This window comes from Pseudanabaena sp. 'Roaring Creek' (assembly GCF_001402795.1).
GTDB lineage: Bacteria > Cyanobacteriota > Cyanobacteriia > Pseudanabaenales > Pseudanabaenaceae > Pseudanabaena.
In genome coordinates this window covers 1-19513 of sequence record NZ_LIRE01000718.1, presented here as the reverse complement: position 1 = coordinate 19513, position 19513 = coordinate 1, and the positions used below count along the sequence as shown (strand labels likewise).

The window sequence follows — 19513 nt, the reverse complement described above, 5'->3', positions numbered from 1 at the left end:
TCTTTTCCGCTAATCCCAAATCTAGGCATTATTCCCAGTGGGTTAACTGGTGGTAAGTCCAAAACGCTTAACTGTAAGACTTCCATACTTTTTTATGGGGGAGCGCTGTGCGCCGCTATCTTGGGCGATCGCTTAATTTTGATTTTGATTTTGGCTATCGTTAATTGGCTGTGGCGCGAAATTATCTGGTAATTCATCAATAGAATTAACCCCCAAAGTTTTACAGAGAGCTTTATATTGCCAAAGCTTTAACTTAGGCTCTTCTCTGCCATTTTCCCAATTACTGATAGTTTGCCTACTCACCCCTACGGCTTTAGCTAAATCTTGCTGAGAGCATCTTCTTAATGTTCTAAGTCTCATAAGTGGCGATTCCAGTGATTCCATAAATGATAATCCAATTTTACCTTATTAAAAGCACGCTTGACAAAGTACTAAGTGGGCTTTACATTAATAGAGCAAACAAAGAGCGGCGCTCGACTAGAAATTAGTCAAACGCCGCCCCCGTTTGTATTAAGCCATTTGTCGCATTCATATATATCACGGTCTAGAGATTCCCTAACTATTAGGTAGTCGTGATTTTTATGCGCCTTGTTTCCCTCGCAAACCTAAAAACTATATGCCTTACGAAATACCGCCTAATTCCAAAGGCTCATTCTGTGCTGGCTGTGGTGTCCGTATTTTCTGGGCTAAGACCGATGCGGGTAAGTGGATACCACTTAACACCGATAAGTCGCCACATTTCGCGACCTGTCCACAATCTAAACGATTCCGTAAACCAAAATGCTAAGAGGTCAACCCATCATGCACCCAATTGGACGTTATTGGAGTTCTAAATCTCACCCTATGCCCGCTAACGTTGAGGGCTGGATCGAGCGCTTGCCTATGGCGCTAAAAATCTCTCTGGCCAGTGCCTTGCTTAACCAGTGCGATCGCGTTTTTCAAAATGCTCCAACCCTCTCTGTCCTCAGACCCACCATCCAAGGAGACGATGCTTCATGAGTCCGCAGCCCATCCAGAACACGATCGAGAACATAATTGCGATCGCTAATCCCAACATTCAAACCGTCCAATTTTCCCTCACGATGGTCAATCTAGCCCTCATGTCGCAACTCGTTGACATTGACTGGAAAAACGACTATCGAAACGCCTTGGTTTATATCAAGGAATCTTTGGAGCTTCAACGCGACACACTGGAAACCAATAAGGAGGTAACTAATAACAATGCCTGAAGAATTTAGCCCCTATCTCATTAATTCACGTTCTAGTGCCTTGATTAATTTCATTGATGCCTCGCAGTTTTCTGAGAGCGAGATTGTCGATGTCTACCTTGGCATCTGCGATCGCCTCAAACACATCATCGAACTCAAACCGACGATCGGGTTTAGTATCCCGAAAGTACCTATCTCGATAGAGGAAGATGAACCCCTACCAACCAGAGAAGAGCTACAGGAGGGATTTAAAGCCTACTCACAAGAATGCCAGAGCGAGGAAGAGCTCCTATTTAAAATTCTTCCTCTTGAAGCCTCCATGCTCTTTGGGTTAATCCAGTCTGCAATCATCAATCTCGAAACTTCACAGAACGTAGAAAACTTTGGCAGAGCATTTACAAATGCTTTTTGCGATCGCCATCGGGAAAATTTCCCCGCACTCTGCGAGGCGATTAAATTGGGCTGGCGGAAAGAGCTTCAACTTACCCATGAGGAGTTCGACGAACTCTTAGACCTAAATGAAGATGAATGGGAGGATGATTTCGCTTAGACAACTCAGCAACGGACGCGGTGATATTCACCGCGTCGCTTGCTGGGTGTGTCCAAAGCATTCAGTACGGGTGTGGGGAACTTTGAATGAACTGACCTTCGGGTTTTAGCCGTTCGCGTTCTCCTACCTAAGAACCTGCTGGAATTAAGAGTGAATAGGTCTACGGACGCTTGGGTGATTCGTGTTCTGGGTTAACAGGTATTTGGAAAAAAACAGCCCCTTAAAAAAGAACCATGACAACTAAAAAGATTCTAGGGATTGATGTTTCAGCCCACTTTGTCGTATGCGCGATTATCGAAAATCCCATAGATGACAAATTGGACTACTTCCGCAAAAACAGAGAAGAGATTTTTAAAATCTCTCCCAATAAGGCGGGGATTGACAAGCTTTTAAGCTTAGGCGTTACCCACGCATCCCTCGAACCGACGGGGGTACATTACTCCCGCATCTGGGCAGAGACTTTAAATGCCAATGGCATAAAACTGCTATGGGTCGGTCATTGCCAGTTAAAGGCTTATCGCAAGTCCAACAGGCTACCTAATAAAAATGACTATGCGGATGCTTTGGCTCTTGGCTGTTATGGCTTTGAGCATTGCGATAAACCAGAGTACTTTGTAAAATTCGATCCTTTCTCTATTTCTGGAAACATCAGACAGTTAAGTTTGCAGCTATCCCATCTCAAGCGGGTTCAGTCACCGATTGTTAATCGCGTCAGGCAATCTCTTGCCTTCGAGTTTCCAGAAATCTGCGAACAAAACGGTAAGCGCTCATCCGATCTACCCGCTCCGATATGGCGATACCTTGCTGGTAAGAAAATATCTACCCAGTCCAGGAACAAAATTAATAAGCTTTTGGCTAATTCAATTGGGACGGGGATAAGTGACTTCACCAAGCAGCACGCCCAAAGGATTTGCGATATCCAAGATCAGGAAGTGCAGATCGAAAGGCAACTAACCAAGGCGATCGGCGCGGATATGTTCGCTCCTTACCACAAGGTCTTTGATAAATTCGGCATGGGTCAGCGTGTGCGATCGTATCTACTCGGTACGATTTTCCCGCTTGAAACCTATCTAGACCAAAATCGCAAGCCAATTGTGGAGCTGGTCAGAAACAAAAAAGGCATGGGTAAGAGCAAACGTTATCGATCGCTCGCAGCGTTTAAACTTGCCCTCGGTCATGGTCTGGTCGAGGATAGTTCTGGAAAATCTGAGAAGTGGATCGTCGGGGGTAGCAACCTGTGTCGGCTTGCCCTTTTCCAGTGGGAATACACGACTATCGAACCAAAGAGAAGCAGACCGAATAACGATATCTGCAAGGCTCTCGGTGATTTTAGGGATAAACTAAAAGCCAATGGTGTACCGATTAAGCTGGTACGCTCTAGGGTAATTACTAAAGCTGTGGAAATGCTATTTCGGTTGCTAGCCAAGGAAATTTAAAAAAAAGCGATCGCTAAAACTGCGATCGCTTTTTTTAATTCCCGTAGAACTTACTAGAGTGAACGGCTTGGGAAAGAATTGAGTCAAAGGCGGAGCGTTGAATACGAATTGCTAAAGTTACTTCCTGTCCCTCCTTTGTTCCCCAACCCGAACGATACATCATCCACAGAAAGTTGGGCTTAATCCAAGTCATACGGGAAAATTTAAAGTCTCCACCGAAGTAGCCATGACTTGCCGCAAAATGTCCAATAGCAGGAGGATAGGCTTGATAAACCACGATTGAATCTGCATCATACTGTGCGAGAATAACTCTTCCGCTTGGTTGCCAACGATCTTTTTGATTCAGATATGGCTCAGTTTGTACTTTCATTATTTGCAAAGAAAAAAATTAAATCTAGGTCAACAAAGATAACTTGCTTGATTTCGTTGTCGTGAAGATGAGCCTTAGGTTATGCCATTCCCACGAGTTACATATCTGGATGCTCCCGAAGTACAAGCTCGCGAATAAAGCTACTATAGTCATCTTTCATTGGGAGCTCCATATCAGCTTTGATATGTCTTCTTATTGCAAAGACTTTCTCTCCTGACTTGGGATTAGTTGATTCTTTTTGGTATGACTCCCAATATAATCCTATGCCCCGCTTCTGCCAGCTTGGTAAATCGTTGAAGTTAATATTCGCTTGCTGGTAAAGAAGTTCATTTTTATCACTCACTGAAAGTCTATAAATTTTTTCTGTAGCAGTTCCAGCGCTCTCGCCAGCTTTACGTAACATCCAGTAACAGTGAGCATTTAATGCATTTCGATGGGCATCTTCATTGCGCCAGCAGAAATAATCAACTACTAGATTTAACGTAGGAAGTTGAGAAATGCGACAATCAAAAGCGGCTATACTTCCCAGTAGTACCGATAGCTTTGCACTTGCCTCTCCTGCCAAAATAGAATTAAGTTTGCGTAGCTTACGACCAAAGCTTTCTTCATCTCGATGCAATAGAAGCGATATTTCGTCACTCTGGGTATAGCCGTAAACAACTCGGAATCCACAATCCATCAAATGTTTTACCGTAGACACCATATGATCTCGAAATTGCGCATCAAAAGGAGTCTCAAATTTGTGGATTTCTTTTGTCAATCGGGTAAAGTTACGTCCATCTATTCTAGCAACCATAAAGATACTTGGTAATACACACAGATCATGGGCTGTCTCAAAAATTCTGAGCTTTGTATCCAATTCGTCAAACTTCATCAATCCACTCCTGTACTGTAAATTCTCCTAGTACTAACCGAACATAATATAGTTCGTCAAACCCTTCTGTATAGGTCGGAAGCACCAATCGTGAGTATGTGCCTCTAATCGCTTTTTCTGGAACCCGCTGTCCAAGTTCACGGTTCTGATTTCGTTGGATTGAATCTGAAATTTTGGATGCAAAATAATAACCAGTGATACGGAATCTATTACTCTTTGCTAAAGAAATGTAGCGATCGCGTTCTTCAGGTGTGGGATTGGTGTTATCGACAACAAAGGGTTGACCAATTTCCAGACAGGTTTCTACAAGACGCTTTTCTCGATGTCTGGTCTTAAGCATATCCAAGTTAATCCGAATGTGAGTATTAGAAAAACATTGGCTGTAGAAGGTTGATTTGCCACTTGCTTGAATACCAACAAAAATGATTGCCTGCACCGCTGATTTAACACCTAATCGAAGAATATCGCTACCAAGACTATTATCCCACAGATAAGATTACGCTATGTCCTCGCTATCAATTTGAGATGACTAACGACAGAGATGGAATGTGGTCGATCTAGCTATAATCGTAGTCCTCACACTTCAATTACTAAATCTGGAATGAAATCCTTATTTTGCTCGTCTGGGTAACCTCTAGGATTACAGATTATTCGAGTGTTCCCGATCGCATAATCCTGCTGCGTATGCACATGCCCATGTATCCACAATTTAGCATAGGATTCTTGAACAAAATGATCAAGATGTGAAGCATAAGCGGCACTCAAAGTATCATCTTGGTAATATTCTGGTAGCGAAAGCTTGCTAGGCGCATGGTGAGTAATGATGACAATCTTATTTACGCTATCTTTAAGTCTTGCTACCTCCTCTTCCAACCATCTCAATGATTTAGTATGAATCACGGCGGTATCGATCGCCCGAAGTTTGCGATATTGTGGGCTAATACGGATTCTTCGATAATCAGTCATTGTCTGAGTTGCCTGATAACCAGCAATTTTTGGATCACCGAATAATTTGAAGTCTGTCCATAACGTGCAACCCAGAAATGCAAACTCATCAACAATTACATAACTGTTTTCCAAGATGTGAATATTTGTTCCTTCGACTAGCTCTTTGAGATCACTAACGTGTTTTGGAAATGCTCTTCCATAGTATTCATGATTTCCAAGCACATAGATCACATGTTGATCTGGGAAGTTTGCTTTAGCCCAATCAATACCTTTTTTGCCAACGTGAATATCTCCCGCTAAAATCACCACGTTTGCTTCGGTCTTCGGGGGGTTAAACGACTCAAACTCAATATGTAAGTCACTGAGGATATGCAACTTCATTTTATCTCAACTTTATCCCAAGATTGGAGACGTATAACTATGTATGACGGAAAAATCCTATCTAGTTTGACCATAGTAGTAGCATGGGTTAGCGGAGCGTAACACATTAACAACAAACATCAAAAATGCGCGTTACATTTCATTAACTCACACTGCAAGATCGGCGATCGCATTACGAGAAGATCGTCAATCGTACTCTAATCTTCGCGTACTTGACCAAAATCGACTAATTCATATCGAAAATTTGTGCATCCATGTTTGGCTAGATAATTTACTATTGATGGAAATCCGTAAATGAAAGTATCAAAGGTAATCCAACCAAGGCTTAAGGTTTGGTCTTCAAAACATATGTCCATAGTGTTAGTAGATATTGGGATTTCTTCTGGAGCAATTCGCCAATTTTCATCTTGTTTCACAACTTGAAGTTGCCCAACATGGAAACCGATATCAATGCCCCATGCACTAGCACTAGTGAAAGAAGATCGTTGCTTCAACTTTTTAGCAACTTCGGGATGATCATCAGGATGTTCTGCATCTCCTCCGTTAGAAAGTCTATTGAAAGTTTCTCTCGCTCGAACTTGATCAAGAGATATCCCTTTAGGATGCCAAGGCGGAAGAGCATACAGATTATAATCAAGGCAATTATATTGCCATAATTCCCTTTCTAAATGATTTCCTACCAGATCGCTACAAGAGCAAGTTAAGTCAGCTACAATCCCATCATGTCCATTACAGTCGCCTTCTCCTAAAACCTCCCCTCCAAATTCTTCAAAAAAAACTACTAATGGATGATGTACATCATATTTTGCATCATAATAAAATTCTTTACCATTCGATAATTTTTTATAGCAGGGTTTTAACCTATGCACACATAAAGAACTCCCAATTCTCACTACCGCATCCTTAGCTTCGGCTTCTTTCCCTAACCAGCCAATACCTACTGGAGGAATAGCTAGATTTCTTGCAGTTAACCAATCGGCTATGGGTGGTTCTAAAGGTATATCTGCATCTATATCTGCATCTAATAACTGAGCTTTAGCTAATGGCTCCGATTCATACCAAGCAGCACACCGAGCGAGTATCCCCTGCAACTCCTGAGCCGCGTCCATAAGCTTCCCTAAGTCTGCAAAAGTACCAACGACAGTCATGCTAAAGCGATCTTCAGGTCTATACTCTGGTATAAAAAGACTTTCAATCTCCAGAGGTAATGTCGGTGGACGTTCCAACGCAAACATGAAATTATCCATAATTTTTACTTAAGATTCGATTATACGGTCTGACTCTTTTCTCATAACTATGTGTATTTAGACAGAAAATTTCTATCTAAAACTATAGAGTGTTGATACTGAAAGTCAAGTTTTTGTTATATATTTAGCTCATGGCGAAAACCAAAATCTCGATATGTTTGTAATAACTGTGGTGAAGACTTCCCGCAGATATGTGGGAAATGCCCTGCTTGCTCCAGTTGGGGGAACCTTGCAAGAGGAATTAATTCCTGTCATCTCTAAAAATACCAATGCGATCGCTAGTCTCACCATTAAGCTACAGCAAACCCAGTGTACTCGCGTATCTTAGGATAACGAAAGCCGAGTACTATATCCTCTTTGGGAATACCTGCTTCCACTAAATCAGTAGCTATACCTTCCTCAGTATCATCACATTGAACCCAGACCTTATCCACAATCAAACAAAGGTGAATTGGTGTTGCATGGAGATATTTATTACCACTCCAGCCAACATCTAAAACTAGATACTGCCCTCGCTCATCATCAAACACAACCTGAGAAGAATAACCATCAGGTAAAGTAGCCCGATAGTCAGCATGACTCTGGAGAACATTCTTAATGATTCTTTGATATTTTAATCGAATATCCATTTTACAATAATTCTTTTTCAGCACTGATTAAGCGTTCTGCTCCCAAATCTGCCGATAAACGTTTCTTGCCAATTTGAAGTGGAAATGGATCGTGAGTGATTGTCCATCCATCCTTTTCCAAAGCAATCCTTACAGTGTTATGGTAAATATCTCTTGCAGACACAAAAATCTAAGCGATGAGTTTGCTCTCTAGTATAGCAAATTTCGCTTTTTTTACTAAGATTTGCAGCGCTCTGCGCCGCCAATCTTACCCTTATCATTAAGCCTGTTATATATTTAAACAATGGCAAAAGCAAAAAGTCGATATGTGTGTAATAACTGCGGTGAAGACTTCCCGCAGATGTATGGGAAATGTCCCACTTGCTCCAGTTGGGGAACCTTGCAAGAAGAACTAATTCCTGTCGTGTCTGCAAATACCAATGCGATCGCCACATTCTCGCATCTTGGTACAGCCAAATCCACGGGCAAAGCCAAACCTAGAGAATCCTTAACCCTCTCGCAAATTACCGACAATGACCAAGCGCGATCGCCTTCTGGCTATGAAGAACTCGATCGCGTTTTAGGTGGTGGCATTGTGGCAGGTTCCCTTGTGCTGATTGGTGGTGAACCAGGGATTGGCAAAAGTACGTTATTGCTAGGTATGGCGCAAAAATTGATGAGCCGCTATCCGACACTCTACGTCTGTGCCGAGGAATCAGCACAACAGGTGAAACTGCGATCGCAGCGATTGGGAATCTTAGAAGAAAATTCTGAAGATCTCTATTTGTTAGCGGAAACGGATTTAGAAACTGTCTTAAGAGAATTGCAATCTCTCCGTCCCAAGGTTGCCGTAATCGATAGTATTCAAGCGCTCTACTTCTCAAACTTAAATGCTGCTCCTGGTTCCGTTTCGCAAGTACGGGAATGTACGGCAGCGTTGATGCGGGTAGCTAAGCGAGAGAATATCTCACTATTTATCGTTGGTCATGTCACGAAGGAAGGCTCGATCGCGGGACCAAAGGTATTAGAACATATGGTGGATACGGTTCTTTATTTTGAAGGCGATCGCTTTGCCACGCACAGATTATTGCGATCGGTCAAAAATCGCTTTGGTGCAACTCAGGAAATCGGTGTATTTGAGATGATCGATCGCGGCTTGCGTGAAGTTTCCAATCCTTCGGAGTTATTTCTCGGCAATCGTGATGAATCTGTCCCTGGAACCGCTACGATTGTTGCCTGTGAGGGAACGCGCCCGATTGTGGTGGAGTTACAAGCCCTTGTCAGTCCCACCAGTTATTCCTCGCCTCGCCGCACGACTACGGGTATCGAGACTAATCGCTTTCTGCAAATCCTAGCGGTTCTCGAAAAAAGAATTGGGATTCCTCTATCAAAGCTTGATGCTTATGTGGCGGCGGCGGGTGGATTGAATGTGGCGGAACCTGCGGTGGATTTGGGAGTAGCGATCGCTGTGGCTGCAAGTTTTCGCGATCGCACAGTCGATCCGCGCACGGTGATGATTGGTGAAGTGGGACTAGGCGGACAGGTGCGCCCCGTATCGCAGTTAGATATGCGTTTAAAGGAAGCGGCAAAGTTGGGATTTAAACGGGCGATCATTCCTAGTATGCAGGTGATGCAAAATTACGGTATGGAAATCGTTCCTGTAACTAAAGTATTAGATGCGATCGTGGCGGCTTTGCCTCGCACTAAGTTTGAGTCTTCTAGTGTAAGTGATGAGTCAGAAAATGAGAATTAAGTATTTTTAGTGGAATAATGGAGAGTTTCGACTTCGTTATAACGGTAAAATTGAGATGTAACAGACAAGTTGTGACTTTTGCATCTCACTTTTGATGGATCGACTCCAACACATTATTAGAAGGAATGAAATAAGTTTAGCCATTAATCATTGCCCATTAACTCGTCAAAACCTAGAATTTTAGGCTGTATCATTTCGTGTATCTCATTATTCGTATATGCAAGACGCTCTAAAATATCTCTACCTTTACTACTGCTGATGTCATGAAAATTGTACTTTGTGACTTTTGGATATCCCATTTGTCCATTTTTATCCCAGTTAGTTCCAAACAAAAAGCTCCATTGATGTTTGTCTTCTGACTGTCTAATTTGCCAGTGTTTTTTTGGCACATTGCGAATATATTCTGTTAGCCTTTTGTAAACGTCAGAAGTGTCAGACTTTAAACAGCGTTTTACATTTGTCGCTGAAAAGTAGATCAGAATATCAATAGCTTCTAAATGCTTATTCTTAAATACTTGGGCTAGTTCATCAAATGGAGGAACAGTTCCATTTTCGTCTGAATACAATAGTCCATATAGCTTTTTATTATTGCCAGAATTAGAACGCAAACTTTCTGAAATACTGTTGAGTGCTAATTTATTATCATAGGCAAAAAATTCAGATTGACAAGGGAAATCGACAATATTCTGTTTCAATTCATTTAGTATCTGTTCTTTAACGTCCACAAAATAGCATCGGGTTTCAACTTTTTGAGATAAAGCATTTTGCAAAAAAATTATCGGACTGCCTTCACCATACTCTTCATTAATCCCAGTACCAGCATTAAGATCAATATAATGGTACTGATGTGACAACCAAGATTTATCCTTATTTTTCTCAAAAATCACTTTACAAATACCCAGATGTATATTCATGAAATACCTAAATTGCTCTTGCTTTGCTGAAGTATTTTTGCTAAATCCCTGACCAGATGGAGTGATGGGCATCCTAATTCTTACCAAATAGTTGTATATTACTGAAAATATAACATAAGATATAACTTAGTATATTGTACGACTTTCAAAAAGTGAGGTTCTAATTATGGATACTGTAAGAGGCACTGAAACTGTCGCTAGTCCTCTACAGGAAAGCGCATTAAGAAAAAAAGGACTATGCGATTACGTTATCAACGTCGCTTCTGGCTGTTTACATGGATGCACATTTTGTTATGTTCCCTCAACCCCTGTTATCAGAACCAGACAAGCAGAACTAGCACTTAAAGGTGTTGATAATCCCCAAATGGATTGGGGGAAGTATCTCTTTGTTCGTGAAGGAATAGCAGAACAGCTAGAAGAAAAACTTAGTCGAAAAAAGACATGGAAAACTACAGAGTCAGGGCAAGGTGTTGTAATGCTCTGCTCTGGAACCGATCCCTATCAAAACCATCAAACAGCAAAAATCACGCGAGAAGTTGTCAAAGTTCTTCTCAAATATGAAAAACGCATACGAATTTTGACACGTAGCCCTTTATGGGTGAATGATATAGACATTTTGAGATCGCGCAATGTAACCGTTGGCATGAGTTTACCAATGCTTGACGATGAACTCAGTCGCAAAATTGAACCCGCCGCACCTTTGCCATCTGATCGCTATAAAGCCATGCTCCAAGGATATGAAGCAGGAATTAAATTATATGCCGCGATCGCTCCTACTCCGCCAACAATGCATCTACAGGATTTTCAAAATTTATTACATAAGATCATAGTATTTGAGCCTGAAGTAATTTTCTGGGAACCTATTAATGCTCGCGGCACAAATGGAAAGAGAATGATTGAAGCAGGATTAGATTTTGTCCGTTCTGTTACAAATAGACATTCTTGGGCAGAGAACTTTATTCAACAATGGAATAATCTTGAACAAGCGGCTACTATTATAGGTTGCAAAGATCTTCTCCATATTTGGGTTGATCCTGAATTACGTGGTTTTGTAAACGATGAGGCTTTGGACTATTGGCTATTTAGGAAGACAGTAGAGGACTGGGATAACTATACAAGAGAGCCGAAAAAGCTAGAAACATCTATTGTTCAAGCTATCGCGCAACATAGTAAAGCTATTCGTAATCAAAAAAAATCTCCAAAAGGTACTGTAAAATTAGTAGCATCTTGAAAGAGTTTTTACTCACTACAAAATTCTCAGGTTAATATTTCCGTTACTTCAAACCGTACATCCATACTAGCTTTAGCCAGCATAATCACCAACTTATCAATGCTAAACCTCTCAATATCGCCATTGATCAAATCGCTAATCCGAGGTTGAGTTTCCCCAAAAAATAAAGCCGCCTGCTTTTGTGTCCATCCTTGAGACTGAATGAATCGCTTAATGTTCAACATCAAATCGGCACGAATTTTGAGATTAAGAGCCTCTTCTGGTGCAAAGCCCAAATCCTCAAACACATTATTGCTACCTTGAATAACTTCAGGGATTTGATTCTGGTTCATTTATCTGTTTTTTGATTTGTTGAGTTATATCTAATATACCTTATTTGGCATATTCATGGCTAATCAACTTCATAAAAAAGGGAGCGCTTAGCGCTCCCTTTTTTGATTATGTTCCTTCAGTCCAAGAATTGAGGTAGTGAACTTGCTCAGGAGTGAGCGTATCAATCTTGATGCCCATTGCTTGTAACTTCAAGCGAGCGATCTCTTGATCGACATCCTTAGGAATAGGTACAACACCAGCAGGTAAATTGCCCTTGTTCTTAACGAGGAATTCACAGGCAAGAGCTTGGTTGGCAAAGCTCATGTCCATAACGCTGGCAGGATGACCTTCGGCAGCAGCGAGGTTAACTAGACGACCTTCACCGATGACGATGATAGATTTGCCAGACTTGAGTTGATACTCTTGAGTGAAATTACGTACAAAGCTAGCCGATTCACTGAGATCGTTTAGCGCAACGAGGTCGATTTCTAGATCGAAGTGACCAGAGTTAGCGACGATCGCACCATCTTTCATGGTTTCAAAATGTTCGCGACGGATAACGTGCTTATTGCCAGTCACGGTGATGAAGATATCGCCAATTTGTGCAGCCTCATCCATAGGCATCACGCGGAATCCATCCATAGCGGCTTCGATCGCCGCAACAGGATTGATTTCAGTAACAACTACATTTGCACCCATACCGCGTGCGCGGAGAGCAACGCCCTTACCACACCAGCCATAACCAGCGACGACGATCACTTTACCAGCCAACAAAATATTGGTAGCGCGAATGATGCCATCGAGGGTAGATTGACCAGTACCGTAGCGATTATCAAAGAAATGCTTAGTTTCTGCGTCGTTAACAGCGATCGCAGGGAAGGTCAACTTGCCATCCTTGAACATGGCATTGAGGCGAACTAGACCTGTGGTGGTTTCTTCGGTAGTACCGATGATTTCAGGAATTTGATCGGCGTGGTGGAGTACGAGGGTGGTGGTTACATCGCTACCGTCATCAACGATGATGTGGGGACGGTGAGCAAGCGCCATTTCAACGTGACGATGGTATGTAGCGTTATCTTCGCCTTTGATTGCAAATACTGAAATCCCGTGATCGTAGACGAGTGAAGCAGCCACATCATCTTGGGTGGAAAGAGGATTGCTGGCGATCAATACGGCATCTGCACCTGCTGCCTTAAGGGCGATCGCGAGGTTGGCGGTTTCAGTGGTGACGTGGCAGCAAGCAGCAATGCGGATACCTGCGAGGGGTTTTTCGGCAGCAAAGCGATCGCGAATTTGGCGCAATACGGGCATTTCGCGGCTAGCCCATTCAATGCGTTGTTTACCAAGTGGGGCAAGTGTAATGTCCTTAATCTCGTGCTTAACGGTCACGGTTTCAGGCGCAATGGTAGTGGACATGTATAGTTTAATTTTTTACAAAATTTAATCTTATTATATGCCAAGCCAACTAAATTAACGTGAGTTCGATTTCCAGAGTTCCGCAAATTACAGCAATTATCGATCAAACGAACCAAAAAAAATTTAAAAGCCTTGCTTCGCAAGGCTTTTAAAATTTTTTTTTGGTTTTAGGAAGAGCATAACGCTCGCTACGCGAGCGTTATGCTCTTCTAGCTTTTAAGGTTGAGACACTTAACATCTAGCCGTCATACCCCATAGACTACAATCTTAAATGAATTAAGAATTAAGCATCATGTTTCACCCCCAAGCCGCCATCATCGCTGACAGCACAAACATAACAGGCGATCGCCTAACTACGTTTGTGCTGACCTACCATCGCATGGTTCACTCAGAGTTTATGACCCATCGGATGCTCAGCAAAAATAGCAGCAGCAGTCGCGCCATTCCCGTCGAGAAAATGATTAAACTCGTCGAGAGTCAAGAAGTCTATCCATTACATTGGGGTAAAAACCAAAAGGGAATGTCTGCCCAAAAGGAAGTAACTGAAGCTGAAATCGAAGCAGCATCGGCAGTGTGGCAGGAAGCTAGACTTGATGCGATCCGTCATGCGCGGCGACTAGTAGAAATTGGCATTCACAAACAGGTTGTCAATCGCCTTTTAGAACCTTTTTCCACAATTACCGTAATTTGTTCGGGAACGGAATTTCAGAACTTCTTTGAACAGCGCTGTCATCCCGACGCACAGCCTGAAATCCAAGATCTTGCTAATAAAATGAAAGCTGCCTATAATGCGAGTCAGCCGCAGCAATTAGCCGCAGGTGAATGGCATTTACCGCTAATTAAACAAGAAGATATTGACGAAATTAGCGATATTAACGAATTGGTCAAAGTTGCGGTGGGACGCTGCGCCAGAGTCAGTTATCTCAATCATGATGGCGTACGTAGTCTCGCCGATGATGTGAAACTACACGATCGCCTATTAACTTCTAAACCCGCTCACTTGTCACCCTTTGAACATGTTGCCATTGCTCTTCCTGATTCTGCAAAAAGAGCAAACTTTACGGGATTCCAAGCCTATCGATTTGATATTGAACGAAATCAGCTAACGAAATCAGCTTAAGTAATAAATCTCCAAATTCCCATCAATGTCCCATACTAAACCAGCTAAAACCAAACTAGCTAAAATCAAACCAGCTAAATTTACCAAACAAGGATTTGCCCGATCGCCAGTTCCCATCATTTTAAGTGCTTGTTTAATTGTCAAAAACGAAGAACAACGCCTTTCCAACTGCCTAGAGAGTCTCCAATCACTTGCCGATGAAATCATTGTCGTCGATACAGGATCGAGCGATCGCACCGTTGCCATTGCCAAAAAATATCAGGCGCGAGTATTTCATTTTGAATGGTGTGAAGATTTCTCACAGGCGCGGAACCATGCGATCGCACAGGCAAAGGGCAAATGGATTTTAGTCATCGATGCCGATGAAGTTTTGGAGCAAAGAGCGATCGCTCCTTTGCAAGAAGTAATGCAAAGGGATGATTGTCTCGCAGTGAATCTTTTGCGATCGGAAATAGCCGCAAAGCAAGCCCCCTATTCCATGGTATTACGGCTATTTCGCAATCATCCTGCGATTACCTTTACAGGCATTTACCATGAATCGATCGATCGGTCGGTATTAGCTTTACAAGCGCAAGAACCCCATTGGCAAGTGCTAAATGTCCATAGAGACATTCCCGTTTTACTGCATTATGGTTATACCGATAGCGAGATCCAGCTTAAACAAAAGTATAAGTTTGCCAAAAAATTGATGCATAAGCATTTGGAAGCATTTCCTGAGGATAGTTATATGCTCAACAAATTAGGTGCCTTGTACATTAGTAGTCCTCAAGATGCCGATCGCCTTTTGGGAATTGAGTTACTCCAAAGGGGATTAGCCTTACTAGACGATACCGAGAGCCAGAATTTAATTCGCTGTGAGTTACATTATCATTTGGGGCTTGCCCATCATCAAAATGCTGAATGGGAATTAGCCAAGAATGCCTACGAGCAAGTAATTGCCCTAGATGTGCCTAATCTTGTTAAGCTCTCCGCCTATCTTAATTTAGGCAATATCTATCAAGAACTCAATCAAAAAGAAGCGATCGCCTATTTTGAAAAGGTGACGCAAATCGCTCCCAATTTTGCCCAAGGACATTTTAATTACGGAATTGCGCTTAAAACCTCAGGACGTTTTACCGAAGCGATCGCTGCTTATCAAAAAGCAATTGCGATCGAACCGAACTACGCCGATGCCCACCAGAATCTAGGTGTTGTGCTCATAAAAGTCGGCTATTTCCCAGAAGCGATCGCCTCTTTTACAAAGGCAATCCAACTCCATGAGCAACAACAAAATTACGAAACTGCGGCAATATTGCGATCGGCATTAAAAGAATTTCAATAGAGAGATGAGCAAAGCTCATCTCTCTATTGATGTTGCAGTTGCTCACCAAGATTTTTAGCGAATACGGCGCGATTGGGACAGACAGAAACTCCTGCATTGCGTAACGCCTCAGCAGCCCATGTATTGCAATTAAACGCGGAGAAATATCTCGGTACAGCCGCATAGAAGTTACTCACGCCATATTGCCCCTTGCCGATCGCGGCTAAGCGATCGCCTTTGTCATTAACCGCAAAGGTCTGCTTCACATACGCAAATAAATTTTGAAATCCTGCTTCCGATAGCTCGATTGGCAATACAGGAAATTTAAAAAACTTTTCTGGAGCATCCGCAAAACTTGCTACATGCATGACGCTAGCCGATGGAATAAATACCGCCCGCAGCATCGAAGGAATGGACTGATCGCCTGCAAAATAAAACTGGCGATCGCCCCACCCCACTTCCACGTAAGGGGCATCTTTCCATTCTTCCGTGCCAAAGTTTTCTCCTTGCTGCGCCCATGCTAAGCCCGAATGCCATTCATGCTGCACAAAATAAATCGTGCGAGTTTTGGCATTGGGCGGAGGAGGAAATAGCCCCGCAGTTGGACTAGGACAATAGAGAAAATAACTGGCGATCGCGATCGCCATTCCCAATAATATTCCTAAGCCTACCGCGATTTTTTGCTTACGGGTCATGAGCAATTTTAAAATAATGTGTTCATGCTAAATTTTAGGATGGGCGGCGCAAAGCACCGCCCATCCTAAAATTTAGCGTAATGTTAAAATAAGTCAATTATCTTTCTATGGAGTTGTGCTATGGTTTCGCAGCTTACCATCTCATCAACTGAAATTATTTACCCTGAAAGCGATGGTCAGCCCATGGCAAGTAATACAATCCATTTCATTTGGATTGTCACAATCAAAGAAAATCTGGACTGGTTTTTTAGTCAACATCAAAATAGCGATCTGAAGATTTTTGTTGCAGGCGATCTGTTATGGTATCCAGTCCAAGGACGCAACGATCTCTCGACTGCGCCTGATGTCATGGTAGCGATCGGCAGACCAAGAGGACATCGAGGCTCTTACAAACAATGGTTAGAAGATAATATTCCACCACAGGTCGTATTTGAGATTCTCTCTCCCTCGAATACTCAAGAAGAAATGGATAAGAAACTCCTATTCTACGATCGCTATGGAGTGGAGGAGTATTATATCTATGACTATGAGGCTAATCGCTTATTAGTATGGCTAAGACAAGGCGATAGCCTAGCGCCTCTCGTTATTGTTCGTGGTTGGCAAAGCCCCAGATTGGGGATTCAGTTTGAAATTAATAATGAAACCTTAAAAATGTTTCATGCTGATGGCAATCCTTTCTTAAATTATGCCGAAATTCAAGATTTACTAGCAAAGGAACGTCAGCGTGCTGAATCAGAAAAGCAACGTGCCGATCGCCTTGCGGCAAAACTTAGAGAATTAGGAATTGAGCCATAAATAAAGGAAGGGTGCAAAGCACCCTTCCTTTTTAGTTACGTTTAGTTACGCAGATCGGCGATCGCACTGAGCGCGACATTAGCGATCGCTTGATCGGTTGCCTTGGGCAAATGGTAATACTTACCACCACCTGCGGCGGCGAGTTCCTTGGCAAATCCAGTAGATACGAATTTATTTTCCGTATCAATGACTAATAACCCCAAATTCAGCGCCCGAATCTTGCGACAAATATCGATCAATTCAGCTTTGATATCAGGCTTATTTTCAGGGTCGATCGGTTCACCCTGCGATCGCGCCAGAGGTACATTGCCCCGTCCATCGGTAATTGCCACAATCGTTACCGAGCCCACATCACCCGACTGTCTGGCATTCATACCCACGCGCACTGCCTGAGTCAAACCATGGGCTAGCGGTGAGCCACCACCGCAGGGCATCGTATCCAAACGCCGACGCGCCGCTTCAATGGAACGGGTGGGCGGCAGCAGTACATCGGCTTTTTCACCACGAAAGGGAATCAGAGAAATTTGGTCGCGGTTTTGATAGCTATCGGTCAACATCCTCAAAGCAGCTCCCTTAGCCGACTGCATCCGATTCAAAGCCATCGAGCCAGATGCATCCACCAAGAAAATCGTCAGCGCTCCCGCCTTACGTGCTAGCTTCTTGGCTCTGATATCCACATCTTCGACAATCACTTTGCGATGGGGTTGGCGCAATCTTCGCGCTTTTTGATAGGGAGCCGAAGCGCGGAGAGTGGCATCGACGGCTATGCGATCGCTTTTGCCTTGGGGTAAAACTGGCTTGATATAACGTCCCCGTTCTTGGGAATAAATCAGGTTACGTGTACCTGATCGCCCTTGCTTTTGCATCGACTGAGCAAAGAAAAGAACTTCTGGATCGAGAATTACACCCTCTGGATCGAAGATAAACTCTTCAGGAATTTCAGGAGATTCATCTTCCTGCTCTTGATCCTGTTCCTGATCCTCTTGATTCTCATCCTGCTCCTGTTCGCCATCATCTTGATTTGGCGGCGGAGGCGGTGCTTGCTGCTGTTGCTGTTCGGGTTGTTGTTGCTCAGGGGAAAGAGGCGATCGCGGTACGATTACTAATTCCACCGCTTGACGCAAATCATCGGCATTAACTTGAGTGCGACTTTCCAACGCCGCCGCCGCCTTGGCTACCCGTAAAGCAAATAACTCGGCACGATGTCCCTGCACACCACCACGTACCGCTTCCGCAACGAGGTATTGAATCTGCGCCCTAGAAATTGTCACATCAGTAAGCCATTCTCGCGCCAAAATAATCTGTGTCCGCAGATCGTCAATATCTGAGTCATAACCGCTTAAAAAGGCTTCAGGCGAATTGGCATAGCCCAATACCATATCTACGGCTTCCACCCGCTGATCGAGGGAGAGAACTCCATCGGCAGAGAGATTAATCGCAATCCGATCCATCAGATGTTCGCCTAAAATGCCTTCTTCGGGGTTATAGGTGGCAATCAGTAGAGGCTGGCAGGGATGTTGATAGCTGATGCCTTCGCGTTCGACTTGGTTATAGCCCGTGGAGAGAACGGAAAGCAGTAAATTAGAAATCTGCGGATCGAGTAAATTGATTTCGTCAATATAGAGAACGCCACGATGGGCTTCCGCTAGAATTCCTGGCTGAAATACGGTCTGACCTTCGCGCACCGAACGACTCACATCCACAGACCCAATTAGCCGATCTTCAGTAATTCCTAAGGGAATTTGAATGAAGGGAGCGGGAATAACTTTGGTAGCTATTTCGCTCTTGTCATTCATTGCCTTAACGAGAGCATCGTCCCATGTGTCGGGTTTGGTAGGATCGCAATTGCTAAGGGAATCGACAGCAACTTCGATGGGCGGCAATAGGGCATGGATACCACGAGCGAGAACAGATTTGGCTGTACCGCGTCTACCTGCGAGGGCAATGCCACCAATGCCAGGATCGATCGCTGCTAGCAGTAAAGCGGTTTTAATCGCTTCTTGTCCGACCACAGCCGCAAGCGGGAATGTGATGGGGATATTAGAGTTTGTGGTTATTTTGGTGGGCAGCGAAGAGACCATTTATCGACTTATGAGTTAAAGAATATAAAAATTAGAAAAATTGAATTTTGAGTAAAAAATTTTAAGTAAAAAATTTCAAATAAAACTTTACTTAAAATTTTAAGCTTTGACTTAAATTATAGCGTTTAGCCGTCTGTGAAGCCACGCGATCGCCACAACAAGCGAAGCTATAGTCGTTTTAAATAACTTGTAGACGGGCTTCGACTTCGCTCAGCCCTCGGTGTAAGCTAGCTGAGCGAAGTCGAAGCTGTAGTTTTTATTTGAATTATCTATA

At 43.1% G+C, this 19513-nt stretch carries 22 protein-coding genes and 2 pseudogenes; 11 read left to right on the top strand and 13 right to left on the bottom strand.

All coding sequences use genetic code 11. The annotated features are described in order from the left end of the window. Nucleotides 1-192, top strand: a 192-nt coding sequence (locus AC805_RS27005) for a hypothetical protein (RefSeq protein WP_231664005.1), incomplete at its 5' end; no start/stop codon positions are given. Here the strand turns inward: AC805_RS27005 and AC805_RS21090 are convergent. After that, nucleotides 133-360 (bottom strand): helix-turn-helix transcriptional regulator, encoded by a 228-nt coding sequence (locus AC805_RS21090; protein WP_231663993.1) that lies wholly within the window; start codon nucleotides 358-360, stop codon nucleotides 133-135. The two genes, AC805_RS27005 and AC805_RS21090, sit on opposite strands and share 60 nt — an antisense overlap. Before the next feature lie 441 nt (nucleotides 361-801). Here AC805_RS21090 and AC805_RS25850 point away from each other — a divergent pair, with 441 nt between their 5' ends. The 4 genes from AC805_RS25850 (at nucleotide 802) to AC805_RS21075 (ending at nucleotide 3194) form a co-directional block, all read left to right on the top strand. After that, nucleotides 802-999 carry a hypothetical protein gene (locus tag AC805_RS25850; protein WP_156341514.1) on the top strand — a complete coding sequence of 66 codons (198 nt, stop codon included), beginning with the start codon at nucleotides 802-804 and terminating at the stop codon, nucleotides 997-999. Further along, nucleotides 996-1229, top strand: coding sequence for a hypothetical protein (locus AC805_RS21085; protein ID WP_055077225.1), 234 nt, complete (start codon nucleotides 996-998; stop codon nucleotides 1227-1229). The genes AC805_RS25850 and AC805_RS21085 overlap by 4 nt, the downstream gene beginning before the upstream one ends. Next, on the top strand, nucleotides 1222-1758 hold the full coding sequence (locus AC805_RS21080; RefSeq protein WP_055077224.1) for a hypothetical protein: 537 nt from the start codon (nucleotides 1222-1224) through the stop codon (nucleotides 1756-1758). The genes AC805_RS21085 and AC805_RS21080 overlap by 8 nt, the downstream gene beginning before the upstream one ends. Nucleotides 1759-1991: 233 nt before the next feature. After that, nucleotides 1992-3194, top strand: coding sequence for a hypothetical protein (locus AC805_RS21075; protein ID WP_055077223.1), 1203 nt, complete (start codon nucleotides 1992-1994; stop codon nucleotides 3192-3194). A gap of 52 nt (nucleotides 3195-3246) precedes the next feature. Here the strand turns inward: AC805_RS21075 and AC805_RS21070 are convergent. The 5 genes and pseudogenes from AC805_RS21070 to AC805_RS21050 all read right to left on the bottom strand — a co-directional run. Continuing rightward, nucleotides 3247-3564, bottom strand: a pseudogene (locus AC805_RS21070) (DUF4291 family protein); the annotation flags it as partial. A 97-nt stretch (nucleotides 3565-3661) separates the two neighbouring features. Beyond that, nucleotides 3662-4438 (bottom strand): tRNA(His) guanylyltransferase Thg1 family protein, encoded by a 777-nt coding sequence (locus AC805_RS21065; protein WP_055077222.1) that lies wholly within the window; start codon nucleotides 4436-4438, stop codon nucleotides 3662-3664. Further along, nucleotides 4428-4874, bottom strand: coding sequence for an AAA family ATPase (locus AC805_RS21060; protein ID WP_055077221.1), 447 nt, complete (start codon nucleotides 4872-4874; stop codon nucleotides 4428-4430). The genes AC805_RS21065 and AC805_RS21060 overlap by 11 nt, the downstream gene beginning before the upstream one ends. 140 nt (nucleotides 4875-5014) lie before the next feature. After that, complete coding sequence (locus AC805_RS21055) at nucleotides 5015-5767, bottom strand: metallophosphoesterase (RefSeq protein WP_055077220.1); 753 nt, start codon at nucleotides 5765-5767, stop codon at nucleotides 5015-5017. A 197-nt stretch (nucleotides 5768-5964) separates the two neighbouring features. Then, nucleotides 5965-7014 (bottom strand): hypothetical protein, encoded by a 1050-nt coding sequence (locus tag AC805_RS21050; RefSeq protein ID WP_055077219.1) that lies wholly within the window; start codon nucleotides 7012-7014, stop codon nucleotides 5965-5967. Nucleotides 7015-7134: 120 nt separating this feature from the next. Here AC805_RS21050 and AC805_RS27520 point away from each other — a divergent pair, with 120 nt between their 5' ends. Next, nucleotides 7135-7275: a hypothetical protein gene (locus AC805_RS27520; protein ID WP_197278810.1), complete on the top strand. Its 141-nt coding sequence runs from the start codon at nucleotides 7135-7137 to the stop codon at nucleotides 7273-7275. 29 nt (nucleotides 7276-7304) lie between these two features. On the opposite strand, the gene AC805_RS21045 is transcribed toward AC805_RS27520, so the two are convergent. Together AC805_RS21045 and AC805_RS21040 are read right to left on the bottom strand one after the other, a co-directional pair. Beyond that, nucleotides 7305-7643, bottom strand: a complete 339-nt coding sequence (locus AC805_RS21045; RefSeq protein WP_055077218.1) for a XisI protein — start codon at nucleotides 7641-7643, stop codon at nucleotides 7305-7307. Between the two features lie 7 nt (nucleotides 7644-7650). Further along, a pseudogene (locus AC805_RS21040) lies at nucleotides 7651-7806 on the bottom strand (element excision factor XisH family protein); the annotation flags it as partial. A 120-nt stretch (nucleotides 7807-7926) separates the two neighbouring features. Between AC805_RS21040 and radA the strand changes: the two are divergent. After that, a complete protein-coding gene (radA, locus tag AC805_RS21035; protein WP_055077217.1) occupies nucleotides 7927-9375 on the top strand; it encodes a DNA repair protein RadA in 1449 nt (482 codons plus the stop codon). Between the two features lie 143 nt (nucleotides 9376-9518). Here radA and tcmP read toward each other — a convergent pair whose 3' ends face one another. Further along, entirely contained in the window at nucleotides 9519-10361 is an 843-nt protein-coding gene (gene tcmP / locus AC805_RS21030) for a three-Cys-motif partner protein TcmP (protein ID WP_055077216.1), read from the bottom strand. 94 nt (nucleotides 10362-10455) lie between these two features. On the opposite strand from tcmP, the gene AC805_RS21025 reads away from it, so the two are divergent. Then, nucleotides 10456-11520, top strand: coding sequence for a radical SAM protein (locus tag AC805_RS21025; RefSeq protein ID WP_055077215.1), 1065 nt, complete (start codon nucleotides 10456-10458; stop codon nucleotides 11518-11520). A 26-nt stretch (nucleotides 11521-11546) separates the two neighbouring features. On the opposite strand, the gene AC805_RS21020 is transcribed toward AC805_RS21025, so the two are convergent. Together AC805_RS21020 and ahcY are read right to left on the bottom strand one after the other, a co-directional pair. Continuing rightward, a complete protein-coding gene (locus AC805_RS21020) occupies nucleotides 11547-11852 on the bottom strand; it encodes a helix-turn-helix domain-containing protein (RefSeq protein WP_055077214.1) in 306 nt (101 codons plus the stop codon). A 106-nt stretch (nucleotides 11853-11958) separates the two neighbouring features. Next, a complete protein-coding gene (gene ahcY / locus AC805_RS21015; RefSeq protein WP_055077213.1) occupies nucleotides 11959-13248 on the bottom strand; it encodes an adenosylhomocysteinase in 1290 nt (429 codons plus the stop codon). 292 nt (nucleotides 13249-13540) lie between these two features. Here ahcY and AC805_RS21010 point away from each other — a divergent pair, with 292 nt between their 5' ends. Together AC805_RS21010 and AC805_RS21005 are read left to right on the top strand one after the other, a co-directional pair. Continuing rightward, nucleotides 13541-14368: an FAD-dependent thymidylate synthase gene (locus AC805_RS21010; protein ID WP_055077212.1), complete on the top strand. Its 828-nt coding sequence runs from the start codon at nucleotides 13541-13543 to the stop codon at nucleotides 14366-14368. A gap of 25 nt (nucleotides 14369-14393) precedes the next feature. After that, nucleotides 14394-15689, top strand: coding sequence for a glycosyltransferase family 2 protein (locus AC805_RS21005; protein WP_055077211.1), 1296 nt, complete (start codon nucleotides 14394-14396; stop codon nucleotides 15687-15689). 23 nt (nucleotides 15690-15712) lie between these two features. Here the strand turns inward: AC805_RS21005 and AC805_RS21000 are convergent, their stop codons facing one another. Continuing rightward, nucleotides 15713-16363, bottom strand: a complete 651-nt coding sequence (locus tag AC805_RS21000) for a DUF2459 domain-containing protein (RefSeq protein WP_072143710.1) — start codon at nucleotides 16361-16363, stop codon at nucleotides 15713-15715. A 120-nt stretch (nucleotides 16364-16483) separates the two neighbouring features. Here AC805_RS21000 and AC805_RS20995 point away from each other — a divergent pair, with 120 nt between their 5' ends. Continuing rightward, the gene (locus tag AC805_RS20995; protein WP_055077210.1) at nucleotides 16484-17158 is read left to right on the top strand and encodes a Uma2 family endonuclease; all 675 of its coding nucleotides are present in this window, start codon (nucleotides 16484-16486) and stop codon (nucleotides 17156-17158) included. A 41-nt stretch (nucleotides 17159-17199) separates the two neighbouring features. Here the strand turns inward: AC805_RS20995 and bchD are convergent, their stop codons facing one another. Beyond that, complete coding sequence (gene bchD / locus AC805_RS20990; protein ID WP_055077209.1) at nucleotides 17200-19239, bottom strand: magnesium chelatase ATPase subunit D; 2040 nt, start codon at nucleotides 19237-19239, stop codon at nucleotides 17200-17202. Between the last annotated feature and the right edge of the window lie 274 nt (nucleotides 19240-19513).